Origin of the sequence: Achromobacter denitrificans NBRC 15125, assembly GCF_001571365.1 — a bacterium.
GTDB lineage: Bacteria > Pseudomonadota > Gammaproteobacteria > Burkholderiales > Burkholderiaceae_B > Achromobacter > Achromobacter denitrificans.
In genome coordinates this window covers 42,552-55,039 of record NZ_BCTQ01000003.1, presented here as the reverse complement: position 1 = coordinate 55,039, position 12,488 = coordinate 42,552, and the positions used below count along the sequence as shown (strand labels likewise).

Below are 12,488 nucleotides of genomic sequence, written 5' to 3'. Positions count from 1 at the left end.
GTCCGATTACTTGGTTTCCTGCAGGTGGAACAGGCGATGCTTGTCGATGCTTGCCGAGAAGCCCTGCGGCACCACGAAGGTGGTCGCGTCGGACTCGACGATGGCGGGCCCCTTGATCCGGTTGCCCGGCTTGAGCGCCTCCATGTGCCACAGCGTGGCCACGTGCCATTGCCCGCGGCGGTACAGCTTGCGGGTGCCCAGCCTGGCCTCGGCCGGCGGGGTGGGGCCGGCTTCGGGATCCTCGGGCAGGACCGGCTTCTGGGTGACGACCATGCCGCGCATGATGGCGCCGGTGACCGAGAAGCCCAGTTCGGGCGAGCGGGCGGAGCTGGCGTAGACGCGGCCATAGGTGTCTTCGAACGCGCCCACGATCCTGTCCCAGTCGTCCGCGCTGCCGGCGCCGGCGATGGGCGAATCGATTTCCAGGTCGTTCAGCTGCCCCATGTACTGCATGCGGTACCCGGGCCGCAGGATCACGTCTTCGGGCTTGAAGCCGTTGATGCGGAATTCCTCGATCACCTTCTCGGCCAGTTCGTTCCAGGCCTGTTGCAAGGTCTCCACCGCCTGGACCTTGTCGGACTGCGCCGCGACCTGTGGCAGCGCCAGGTCCACGCTTTTGTCGTAGCGGTATTCGAAGTCGGCGCAGGCGCAGCCGAAGGCCGAGAACCCGGCCGCCCAGGCCGGCACGATGACGTCCTTGAAGCCCAGCCCCTCGGTGTAGCCATAGGTATGCACCGGCCCCGCGCCGCCATAGCTGAAGCACACGAAGTCGGTCGGGTTGTAGCCCTTGGCGCTCACGTTGGAGCGCAGGTATTCGCGCAGCTGCAGGTCCAGCAGTTCGATCACGCCGGCGGCCGCGTCCTCGACCGTCAGGCCCAGCGGATCCGCGATCTGCCGCTTGATGCTCTCGCGGGCGCGGGCGACGTCCAGCTTGATGGCGCCGCCGAGGAAGTTGTCGGGATTGAGGTAGCCCAGCACCACGTGGCAGTCCGATACCGAGACGGTGTCCAGGCCGCTTTCCGGCCAGCAGGTGCCGACGCGGTAGCCGGCGCTGTCCGGGCCGAGCTTGATGGCGCCGCTGTAGGGATCGAGCCGCACGAAGCTGCCGGCGCCCGCGCCTACGGAATCCATGGCGACGAGCGGCAGCGACAGCACCAGCCGGGCCATGTCCGGGTCGGCCACGATGGTGAAATTGCCCTTGGTGATCAGCGCCATGTCGAACGAGGTTCCGCCGATGTCGGAACACGCGATGTTCTCGTAGCCCAGCGCCTGGCCCAGCAGCCGCGAGCCGATGACGCCGCCGATCGGCCCGGACACGATGGTGCGGGCCAGTTCCTTGGCCTTCCAGCTGATCGTGCCGCCGTGCGTGGCCATGACGCGCAGATCGAACTTCGCCCCGTGCTTCTTGAAGCGGTCGCTGACCTTGCGCAAAGTCTGGCGCGAGGGTTCGGCGGCGTATGCCTCCAGGATGGTGGTGTTCATCCTGTGGCTTTCCTTGCGCTGCGGGTAGTAGTCCACCGAAGCGAAGACGGGCACCTCGCTGCCCAGCCTGGCCAGCTCGTCCAGCGCGATGTCCCGGGCCTGGCGCTCGCTGGCGCCGTTCTTGTGGGATTGCAGCAGCACGATCACCAGGGCCTTGCTGCCGGCGGCCACCAGGTCGCGCACGGCCTGGCGCACCTCGGCCTCGCGCAGCGGGATGACGATCTCGCCCTGCACGTCGGTGCGTTCGGTCACGCCGCGCGTGCGCGACAGCGGCACCAGCGGCTCGTCATAGCGATGGGTGTTGAGGTGGATGCGTTCCTCCAACGCGTAGCCCAGGTAGCTCTGGATGGCGCGGCCCATCGAATGCACGTGCTCGAACCCCTTGTTGACGATCAGGCCGACCTCCAGCCCCTTGCGCTGCACCACCCGGTTGAGCATCGCGGTGCCGGAGTACACGCAGGTCAACAGCTCCGGGAAGACGTCGTCGACGTCGCGGTCCCAATGCGCGAGCGCGTCTTGCGAAGAGTTGAAGATGGCAAGGGATTCGTCGGCCGGGTTGCTTTGCGCCTTGCCGACCACAAAGCGGCCATCCTTGCGGACGAAGAAAGTGTCGGTCATCGTGCCGCCGGCATCGATGCCCATCACCTGGGCTGGGGATTGCAATGACATGAAGAGTCTCCTCGTTGTTGTCCCGCGCGCTTGACGCGGCGCGTGCGGATATCCAAGCAAAATGGATGCCAGCGGCAGGCGCGCCCCGGCGCGATGCGCCGGAAGCAGGCTGTGCGAGGGAGGGCGCCCCTGCGGCGGGCCGCGGCGGACGCGGGGAGAGAGGAGCGCGGGCGTCCGGAACCGAGCCGGACGTACGGATTTCGAACGTTTTCACGGCCTGTTCGGGAGCGGCGGGCCGTCCGATGAGCGCGCCACGAAGGGCGGGGCGCTGTGGCTCGGCATCGGTAACAGAGTTTGTAATTTGAGTTAAAGTGTAATGTTCTGAATTAAATGCCGACAACAACAAGGAAGACCTTCATATGCGGTTCGGTGGCGATCTGGCGCGTTCGTTTGCATTCTCCGGTCGCAGGATTTGTCTTGCGATGTCGGTCCTGGCGTTGGGCGGTTGCGCGGATTTGTCCGCCGTGGGCCGCGACATGATGAGCAAGCCGTACGACGCGCCGACGGCGCGCGCGGAGGCGGCCCGGGTCGATCCTTCCCCCTTGCGCGATCTGTTCCCCGACATGACGCCGCCAGTGCGGGCGCAGGAAAAGGGCACGTACCTGCGCTATTGGACGGCATTCAACTGGTCCCTGGCTTTCAGTTCGCGCCTGTCGATCGCGGCGGCGCCCATGTGCTGGGGCGGCCTGTATGAATTCAACGGCTCCGGCGAGACGACGCTGATGCGCTACAGCATGGAACTGGACCGGGGGAAGGCCAAGTGGGAGGTGCCCCAGGTGAACTGGGTGGCGCCGTACGCGGCCAAGGTCGACGGCAGCCGCGCGGGCGACGTCTGGCTGTCCAAGGAAGTCATCGCGCGATTGCCCGCGGACGACAAACTGGCGGCGCACCAGGCGCGGCTCGCGTCCCTGGACGAAAAGCGCTTTGGCGGCGTGCTGCGCGACGGCGAGTATGCCATCGCGGAAAAGCGCGGGCTGGACCTGCGCATCTGCCGATTCAGCGTGCATATCGTCGAAGACCAGATCGGGTTTCCCGCGCTGGTCAGGCACCGCAGCGATATCACGGGCGTTCCCTCCAGCACCATGGTCTATGAGCGCGTCTTCGAAGTCTTCCCGCGCGACGAGGAGCTGCAATGGTTCTTCGCGCAGGAGTACGCGTCGGGAATCGTATTCGTGAATTTCGGCGGATCCGAGCGGCGCGACCTGCGCAAGCGCTTCTCGGCGGCGGTGGACGGCGCGGTCGCTCGCATGGCCCGGGCCGACAACATCGATCCGGACCGGGTGGAGGACAAGGTGTTCCGGAGGTCCGCCTATCCGTATTATCTGGCGGTCTACATCGGCCATAATGCCGGGCTGGACATCGACGACTATCTGGCGTCGCTGCGCATCGACGATGCGCAGATGCTGGTGAAGGTCGATCCCAAGGCGGTGGAATACCGCGAGCGCCTGCTGCGCCATTGGTGGGACGAATTGCGCGCCCAGCACGCCGCGGGCACCCTGGTCAAACCTGACCCGCTGGCGTCGGCCGCCGCGCTGGAGCGCCTGTGAAGTATGGTTTCCATCTACGTTAGGGGCGAAGACAAGACCCGGCAGATCCGCGACTGGACCATTTCGCGCCGGCCCCAAAGCCGTGAACTGGTGCTGACTTGCCATTTCCCATCGGGCAAGACCTATTCCTGCCCGTTGAGCGAGTGCGAGGTCGTTCCGACCGAGACGGTGGAAGGCAAGCTCCTGGGCAGGAAAGGGAGCGTGGTCTTCACCGCCATCGACCGAGCGGTCGTGTACGGCGGGAAGTACGCCGCCGTCTATTACCCGGGCAATGCCGAGCCCTATCTGATGAAGGCGGATACCGTCGAATTCGCGCAGGAAGCCCCGATCAGGAACGGCGGGGTATTCGACTACCTGCGGGCGGTGGCGAGCGCCCGAGTGGAGCAGGCCCAATCCAGCGACAGCCGCAGCGCGGCGGAGAACGTCCAGCGCCAGCTGGAGGGGCTGGTCCCGCTAGCGGGCACCGCCTTGCATGCCTATTGCACGGGGAGCAACGCGGCCAGAGAGGCCGCGGGCGATCTGATCTACCCCTTCGGGGTCAACGAAAGCCAGCTCCAGGCGGTGGAGCAGGCCTTTGCTTCCCAGGTCAGCCTGGTTGAAGGCCCGCCCGGCACCGGCAAGACGCAGACGATATTGAACATCGTCGCCAACATCCTGCTGCGCGGCCAGACCGTCGCCATCCTGTCCAACAATAATGCGGCGGTCGACAACGTCTATGAGAAGCTGGACCGGGTGGGGCTGGGCTATCTGGTCGCCAAGCTGGGCAACGCGGAAAAACGCAAGGACTTCTTCGCCGGCGCGCCCGCTGCGTCGCCGGACGCGGCGGCGCCCGCGCCGGAGATGCCGCAAATCCAGGCCGTGTTGCAGAAGTTGAAGCGCTATCTCCAGGCGCAGAATTCGGCCGCGCGGTTGCAGGCCGAAGTCGACGAACTGGAGATAGAGCGCCGGCGGCTGCTGCAATGGCAGCGCGAGAACCTGGCCGAGACGCCGTCGCTGCTGCTGGAGAAGTACCAGCTTTCCTCGCGCAAAACCACGGATCTGCTCGCCTACCTGAACCACCTGGCCGAGCACGGGGTCCGGCTCCGGGACAGGGTGGAACTGCTGCTGAACTTCCGGATATTCCGGCTCAAGCCCTTCCTGGACGGGGAGGGGCGTAAGTCCGCGAGCCACGCCTTGCAGCGCCACTACTACGACCAGGCGCTGCGGGAGAAGTCGGCCGAGCTGGCGGCTTGCCGCGAGGCCCTGGAAAGCGGCGGCTTCAAGGCGCTGCTCGATGCGCTGGCGGCCTCGTCGATGGCGCATCTGAAGCATCATTTGCACCAGCGCCCCGGCGTGCCCGACGATTTCGACGCGCAATCCTACCGCAACAAGTTCGATGCCTTCGTCAAGCGCTATCCGATCATCGGCAGCAGCACTCACTCGATCCTCAATTCGATCAAGCGGGGCGCGGTGCTCGACTACGCCATCATCGACGAAGCCTCGCAGCAGGATATCGTTCCGGGCGTGCTGGCCCTGGGCTGCGTCAGGAACCTGATCGTCGTCGGAGACCGCAAGCAGCTTCCGCACATCCCCGCGAACCTGGGCATCGCCGCGCCGGGCAAACACTACGACTGCGATACGCACAGCATGCTGGACTCCTGCATCGGGGTGTTCGGCGGCGCGCTTCCCGCGACGCTGTTGAAAGAACACTACCGTTGCCATCCCCGGATCATCCAGTTCTGCAACCAGCAGTTCTACGACGGCCAGCTCATCCCGATGACGCAGGACAAGGGCGAACAGGCATTGCGGCTCTTGATCACCTCCAAGGGAAACCACGCCCGACGCAACGAGAACCGCAGGGAGCTGGATTCCCTGCTCGACGTGCTGCAGCGAGGCCGCGAGATCGCGCCGGACGGGGAGGGAGGCCGGGGCTTCATCGCGCCCTACAACGCGCAGGTCTCGCTGTCGCGCAAGCGTCTGCCGGCGGATTTCGTCAAGGACACGGTGCACAAGTTCCAGGGGCGGGAATGCGACGAGATCGTGTTTTCCACCGTGCTGGACAAGAGCCGGAGCAGCCAGGACAGCCTGGATTTCGTGGACGATCCGCATCTGGTGAACGTGGCCGTATCGAGGGCCAAGCAGCGGTTCACGCTGGTGACGGGCGACGAGGTGTTTGCGTCGGGCCCGGGGCATATCGCCGCGCTGGTGCGCTACATGGAGTACTACGCGGACGACGCGCAGATCAGCCGGGCGCCCGTCGTATCCGCTTTCGACCTGCTCTACAAGGAATACGACCAATCCCTGGAACGGTTCAACGCCCGGTTGCGGCCGGGGGACTCGGAATACAAGTCCGAGCAGATCGTGGCGCAGCTATTGCGCGAGGCCTTGGCGCTGCCGGCATTCCAAGGGGTGATGTTCCATACCCAGGTCAGGCTTGCCCAACTGGTTTCATCGACGAACGAGGCGCTGGCGCCGCGCGAGCGGGAATTCATCAGGCAGCAGGCAAGCTGCGATTTCGTGCTCTATTTCCGGGTGGGGAAGACGCCCTTGGGCGTGATCGAGGTGGACGGCGAATCGCACGCCGATGCCAGGCAATCGGAGCGGGATGCGCTGAAGAACAATATCCTGAAAACCAGCGGAGTGCCGCTGCTGCGCCTGAGCACGGTCGAAAGCCATGTGGAAGAGAAAATCGCGGCGTTCCTGGCGCACTGCCTGAAGGGCGGAGCAAGCGTGGATACGCGGGCGAGCGAAGCGAGCGTTGCCTCCCGCGCCGGGCCCGTCTCCTGACGCGCCCGCCGGGGGCGGGCCAGCCCCCGGGCGTTATCCGCCGGCCTGCCGCCGGATTTCATCCAGGAAGCGCAAGGCCGGCGCCGGCAGGATGCCTTCGCGCCGATGATAGGCGGCGAACCGGCGCTTATGGTCCAGGCCTTCGACCTGGAGTTCTCGGATCAGGCCGGCCTTCAATTCCGCCGCATACATGGGCCGGGTCAGCCAGCTGACGAAACCGGAATGCGCGACCAGACTCTTGAGCAGCGGAATCGAGGGACTGGACACCGCGATCGCGGGCGGGGGCAGGCCCCGCTTCCTGAAGAGGGAGACCAGCCGATTGCGGGGCTCGGTGCGTTCGGGCACAAAGCACCAGCGCTCCGCCAGCAAGGCTTGCATGGCGATGGGCGATCCGCCTTGCAGCGGATGGCCGGCGCCGACGATCACGTTCATGCTTTCGTGCCAGGCGCAGTCCCTGGCGGCGGCGATGCGCGCGGTTTCCGGGGCCTCCGGGGCGATCACCAGATCGACCTGGTAAGCCTCCAGGCGGGTCGCCAGTTCATCCCAGATGCCTTCCACGACGTCGACGGCGATGCCGGGCCAGCGTTCCAGGAACGTGCCCAGCGCCTTGGGGATGAAGAGCGCGGACGCGCCCGCGGTGACACCCAGGCGCAGCGCGCCCACGGCCAGGCCGCGCATGCGGTTGATTTCGTCGCGCGCGATCTTCTCTTCGCGGCAGAGCAATTGCGCATGCGGGGCCAGCGCCTTGCCATAGGCCGTCAGGCGCATGCCGCCGGTGTGACGCTCGAACAGCGGCTCGCCGACGGAGGCTTCCAGACGCTTGACGATCCTGCTCAGCGCCGGCTGCGTGAGGCCGAGTTTGTCGGCGGTCTTGCCCAGCGATCCGTCTTCGATGACGGCGAGGAATGCGCGCAGTTCTTGCAGGTTGTAGGTCATACCGAAATGTAATGACTTTGATGTGAAATAACAATTCTCAGGAATGCCGCGCGGCCTCACACTCTCGCCATCCGATATGCGTTCACCGGGGGGAGAAAGCGATATGCGCAAGCGACTGTTCTTGAAAGTCCTGTTCGCGTTGGCGGCGGGAGGGAGTGCGGCTGCCGGTTGGGCGCAAGGCAGCGAGAGGCCGGTTGAATGGGTGCATCCCTATCCGGTGGGCGGCGGTTCCGACGTGATCGCGCGCAAGCTGGCGGAAAGCGTGGGCGCGCAAATGGGCCGCGGGTTTTTCGTCAGCAACAAGCCGGGCGGGGCCACGAACATCGCGGCCGCCTACGTGGCCAACGCGAAGGGGCAAGGGAATATGGTGTTCACGGGCGATTTCGCCACGCTGGCGGCCAATCCGCATCTGTTCGCCAGCCTGCCTTACGACAGCGCGAAAGACTTCGTCTCGGCGGGCCTGTATGCGCGCTATCCGATCCTGCTGGTGGTGTCGAGCAAGGTGCCCGCGAACAACCTGGCCGAATTCCTGCGCTGGGCGCAGGCCAATCCCGACAGCGCCAATTTCGCGAGCTCGGGCGTGGGGTCGCCGCAGCATCTGGCGGCCGAACTGTTCCGCGAACGGACGGGCCTGAAGATGACGCACGTGGCGTACCGGGGCGGGGCGCCCGCGGTGACGGACCTGATGGCGGGCGCGGTGTCGTTCGCGCTGATGGATGCGTCTACCGTGGTGCCGCAGATGAAGACGGGCCGGCTCAAGGTGCTGGGCGTGGCCAGCCCGCGACGGATGGCGAATTTCCCGGACATTCCCACGCTGGACGAACAAGGGCTGGCCGGCTTCGAGGCGTTCGCCTGGCAGGGGATGCTGGTTCCCGCGGGCACGCCCCGCGCCACGGTGGACGCGCTGAACCGGGCGCTGGGCGCGGCGCTGGCGTCGCAGCCGGTGATTGACTTCTTCGCCAGCATCGCGGTCGAGCCCTGGTTCAGCTCGCCGGACGAGATGGCGCGTTTCGTGGCGCAGGAGAATGCGCGCTGGGGCAAGATCATCCGCGAGCGCGGCCTGACGCTGCAATAGGTGCCGAGTGCTGATTACGATAGACGATTACCGGCGCCGGGCCCGGAAGTCCCTGCCCAGGTTCGTGTACGAGTTCATCGACGGCGGCGCGGAGCACGAGACCTGCCTGGCCGCCAACCGCGCCGACTTCGAGCGGATCCGGCTGACGCCGCGAGTGCTTCAGGACACCCGCCAGGTCGATACCTCGGTGGAGGTGTTCGGGGCGTCCTGGCGCCTGCCGTTCGCGCTGGCCCCGACGGGCTTGAACGGCATCGTGCGCCCCGGGGGCGACGCGATGCTGGCCGCCGCCGCCGCGGAGAGCGGCGTGCCTTTCGTGCTGTCGACCGCTTCGAACGAGCGCGCCGAGGACGTGCGGGCCCAGGCGGGCGGCGGCGAACAATGGCTGCAGCTGTACGTGATGGAGGATAGGCGGCTGGCGGAGCAGCTGCTGCGCCGCGCGCGCGGCGCGGGTTACCGGGCGCTGGTACTGACGGCCGACGTGCCGGTCGGGGGCCATCGCTGGCGCGACGCGCGCAACGGCTTCAAGATCCCGTTCCGGATCACGCCCCGGCTGGCCTGGGACATCGCGCGGCGGCCAGGGTGGGCGTTGCGGATGCTCGCCGGCGGTCCGCCGCGCTTCGTCAACCTGGCCGAGGAGGCCGCCGACGCGTTGCCGACGGACGTGCAGGCCTCGCTGCTGGCGCGCAGCATGGACAGGTCGCTGGTCTGGGAGAGCCTGCGCTGGCTGCGCGGGCTGTGGGACGGGCCGCTGGTGCTCAAGGGCGTGCTGCATCCCGAGGACGCGGCCCTGGCGGTGCGCCATGGCGTGGACGGAGTCATCGTGTCGAATCACGGAGGCCGGCAGCTGGACGCGGCGCCGTCGGCGATCGGCGCGCTGACCGCCGTTGCGGATCGGGTCGGCGGCCGCATCCCGGTGTTCCTGGACAGCGGCGTTCGCAGCGGCGCGGACATCCTCCGCGCCCAGGCGCTGGGCGCGCGGGCGGTGTTCGTCGGCAGGCCGACGCTGTACGGCCTGGCCTGCGGAGGCAGGAAAGGCGTGCGGGACGTCATCCGGCTGCTGGCCGAGGACTACGAGCGCAACATGGTGCTGCTGGGGCTGGACCGCGCAAGCGGCGTGGTCCAGGCCCGGGGGCTCGCGCAGGCGGAGCCGTCGCTTCACCACCCCATGGCATAGGCCGGCCGCCGCGGGTCCGCGCCGCCGTGGCGGATGCCGGTCTCGACGTCGTGCTTGACCGCGCACATGGCGCCGGCGCGCCAGCTGCGGTCCTGCCACCACTTGACGGTATGGCCCATGGCGGCCAGTCGGTCGCCGACTTCGCGGGAGACCAGGTCTTCGATCATCAGCCGGCCGGGCATGGCGTTGTGCGGCTCGAACGAGGACGGGAAGCTGAAGGTGGCGAAGCGGGGCGCCTCGATGGCCTGCTGGACTTCCATGCCGAAGACTTCGATGTTGAGGAAGGTTTGCAGCATGGCCTGGCATTGCACGTCGCCGCCCGGCGTGCCGAAGGGCATGACGTAGCCGCCGGGGCGGATGGCCAGGGAGGGATTCGGCGTGAGCCGCGGCCGGCGGCCGGGGCCGATGGCGCAGGGATGGCCGGCTTCGGCCCAGGACTGGCTGCCGCGTCCCGAGGCGCAAAGGCCGGTGCCGGGGATGACGGGCACGTTGTACGAGCCGTCGCTGGGCGTGGCCGAAAAGGCGTTGCCGTCCTTGTCCACCACCGCGACGTAGGAGGTGTCCAGCCGCGGATCGGTGCGCGCCATGTCGTCCGGGCCGGCGGCGCGCAGGTCGATGCCGCGCGCGTCGGGCAGGCGGCCGGCGGGCGGCATGTCGGGGCCGGCCCGATCGGGATCGATCATGGCCAGGCGGGCGCGGGCGTAGTCCTTGGACAGCAGCGCCTGCTGCGGCACGGGGACATGGCGGGGATCGCCGTAGTGCGCCTCGCGGTCGGCGAAGGCCAGCTTGATGGTTTCGGTGAGGAGGTGGATGTAGGGCGCGGAGTTGTGGCCCAGCGCGCGCAGGTCGCGCGGCTCCAGGATGTTCAGCATCTGCAGCAGCGACGGGCCCTGGCACCAGAAGCCGCAGCTGTGCACCTGGGTGCCGTGGAAATCGGTGGCGAGCGCGGGCTCGACGTCGACCGAGAAATCGCGCAGGTCCTCGCGGGTGACGAGGCCGCCTTCTTCCTGGTGGTATTTGACGATGGCGGCGGCGATGTCGCCCTCGTAGAAGGCGCGGCGGGCGGCGGCGAGGCCGGCGGCGCGGCCCTGGCCCTGGCGCAGGCGCTCTTCATCGGCCATGTACTGGATGCTGGCGGCCAGGTCGGCCTGGCGGAAGATGGATCCTGCGGGCGGGGGCTTGCCGCCGGGCAGGTAGATGGCCGCGCTCGACGCCCAGCGCGCATAGTTCTTTTCGTTCTCGGCCAGCACCTCGGCCATCAGCGGATACATGACGAAGCCATCGCGCGCCAGGCGTATCGCGCCCGCGGCCACTTCGCCGAAGCTGAGGGTGCCGAAGCGTTCCAGGGCGGTGATCCAGGCGTCGGGCGCGGCCGGGATGACGGTGCGCAGGACGCCGGCCGGTATCGTGCCGCCGTGCTTTTCCAGGAAGGTTTCCAATCGGGCGGCCCGGGGCCAGCCGCCGAGTCCGGAAATGCTGAATACGCGCCGCGCGCTGGCTTGATAGACCAGGATGGGCGCGACCCCGCCGAAGTTCACGATATCGCTTTGCACCACGCCCAGCGCGATGCCCGCCGCCACGCCCGCGTCGACCGCGTTGCCGCCGGCCTGCAGGATATCCATGCCGGCCTGGGTGGCGAGGTAGTGGCCGGCCGAGATCATGTGTTTCAGGCCGGCCAGCGTGGGCCGCATGGAGGTGGGGGCGCTGCCCGAGGTCAGGTCGGGCGCGTAGGGCGTGGCGGGCATGGAGGTCTCCGGCGTGGGGCGGTGGTGTTTGTTGCGGGCGGGCGCGTCGGCGCCGCGCGGGGGGCTCATTGCGGCTTGATGCCGAGCTTCTCGGTCACGCCTTGCCAGCGCTTGAATTCGGCGAGCAGGTAGGTCCGGAACTGGTCGGGGGTGCTGCCTTCGATGATCACGTCGCGCTCTTCCATGGCGCGGCGGACGTCCTCGCCGGACAGGGCGACCTTGGTGGCCTTGTACAGCGCGTCCACGACCTCCGGCGGCGTGCCCTTGGGCAGCAGCAAGCCGTACCAGGAGCCGCCCACCATGTTGGGGAATCCGCCTTCCTTGGCGGTGGGAATGTCGGGCGCGCGGTCCAGGCGCTTCTCGCTGAAAATCGCCAGGGCCTTGAGCTTGCCGGATTTGATGAGGGGCAGGGTGGTGCCTGGGGTGTCCAGCGTGTATTGCACCTGTCCGGCCATGACGTCGTTCAGCAGCGCGGCGCTGCCCTTGTAGGGCACGTGCACGGTCTTGATGCCGGCGTCCATGTTCAGCTGTTCGGAGAAGAAGTAGTTGGCGGTCATGACGCCCGGCGACGCGTAATTGACCTCGCCGGGATGGGCGCGCGCATAGGCGACCAGTTCCGGCAGCGTGTTGGGCGGGAAGGCGGGGTGGGCGACCAGGATGAACGGGCCGCCGCCGATGCGCGAGACCGGGATCAGGTCGTTCATGGGATCGTAGGTCAGGCCCTTGACCGTGAGCGGCGCGCCCGTCAGGGGCGAGGCGGTGGCGAACAGCACCGTGTAGCCGTCGGGTTCGGAACGGATGACCTGCTGGGTGGCGATGGTGCCGCTGGCGCCGGCGCGGTTCTCCACGACGACGGGTTGCTTGAGCTGCTTGCCCAGCTGCTGCGCCAGCACGCGCGCCACGGTGTCGGTGCCGCCGCCCGGCGGATAGCCGACGATCATGCGGATGGGCTTGTCCGGCCAGGCCTGCGCGCGCGCGGCGGGCGGCTGGACCAGCGCGAGCAGGGCGGCCACGCCCGCCATGAGGACGGCGCGGCGGGCGAGTGGGCGGGAGGGCGTTGCGGCCAGTGCGCGGATGGGCATGGGGGAGATCTC

At 67.8% G+C, this 12,488-nt stretch carries 8 protein-coding genes; 4 read left to right on the top strand and 4 right to left on the bottom strand.

The features are described from left to right. Positions 1-6 precede the first annotated feature (6 nt). Positions 7-2,151, bottom strand: coding sequence for a hydantoinase/oxoprolinase family protein (locus ADE01S_RS03970; protein ID WP_062680163.1), 2,145 nt, complete (start codon positions 2,149-2,151; stop codon positions 7-9). Between the two features lie 422 nt (positions 2,152-2,573). Between ADE01S_RS03970 and ADE01S_RS03965 the strand changes: the two genes are divergently transcribed. Both ADE01S_RS03965 and ADE01S_RS03960 read left to right on the top strand, forming a co-directional pair. Continuing rightward, positions 2,574-3,698 carry a hypothetical protein gene (locus ADE01S_RS03965; RefSeq protein WP_062680162.1) on the top strand — a complete coding sequence of 375 codons (1,125 nt, stop codon included), beginning with the start codon at positions 2,574-2,576 and terminating at the stop codon, positions 3,696-3,698. Positions 3,699-3,701: 3 nt separating this feature from the next. Beyond that, positions 3,702-6,464, top strand: coding sequence for a DEAD/DEAH box helicase (locus tag ADE01S_RS03960; RefSeq protein WP_075873236.1), 2,763 nt, complete (start codon positions 3,702-3,704; stop codon positions 6,462-6,464). A gap of 33 nt (positions 6,465-6,497) precedes the next feature. Here the strand turns inward: ADE01S_RS03960 and ADE01S_RS03955 are convergent, their stop codons facing one another. Next, on the bottom strand, positions 6,498-7,400 hold the full coding sequence (locus ADE01S_RS03955; protein WP_062680161.1) for a LysR family transcriptional regulator: 903 nt from the start codon (positions 7,398-7,400) through the stop codon (positions 6,498-6,500). Between the two features lie 103 nt (positions 7,401-7,503). On the opposite strand from ADE01S_RS03955, the gene ADE01S_RS03950 reads away from it, so the two are divergent. Both ADE01S_RS03950 and ADE01S_RS03945 read left to right on the top strand, forming a co-directional pair. Continuing rightward, entirely contained in the window at positions 7,504-8,475 is a 972-nt protein-coding gene (locus ADE01S_RS03950) for a Bug family tripartite tricarboxylate transporter substrate binding protein (protein ID WP_062680160.1), read from the top strand. 7 nt (positions 8,476-8,482) lie between these two features. After that, positions 8,483-9,649 carry an alpha-hydroxy acid oxidase gene (locus tag ADE01S_RS03945; protein ID WP_062680159.1) on the top strand — a complete coding sequence of 389 codons (1,167 nt, stop codon included), beginning with the start codon at positions 8,483-8,485 and terminating at the stop codon, positions 9,647-9,649. On the opposite strand, the gene ADE01S_RS03940 is transcribed toward ADE01S_RS03945, so the two are convergent. Both ADE01S_RS03940 and ADE01S_RS03935 read right to left on the bottom strand, forming a co-directional pair. Continuing rightward, positions 9,631-11,463: a gamma-glutamyltransferase family protein gene (locus tag ADE01S_RS03940; protein ID WP_228468476.1), complete on the bottom strand. Its 1,833-nt coding sequence runs from the start codon at positions 11,461-11,463 to the stop codon at positions 9,631-9,633. The genes ADE01S_RS03945 and ADE01S_RS03940 overlap by 19 nt on opposite strands. Continuing rightward, the gene (locus ADE01S_RS03935) at positions 11,460-12,476 is read right to left on the bottom strand and encodes a Bug family tripartite tricarboxylate transporter substrate binding protein (protein WP_062680158.1); all 1,017 of its coding nucleotides are present in this window, start codon (positions 12,474-12,476) and stop codon (positions 11,460-11,462) included. Before ADE01S_RS03935 ends, ADE01S_RS03940 begins: the two co-directional genes overlap by 4 nt. Between the last annotated feature and the right edge of the window lie 12 nt (positions 12,477-12,488).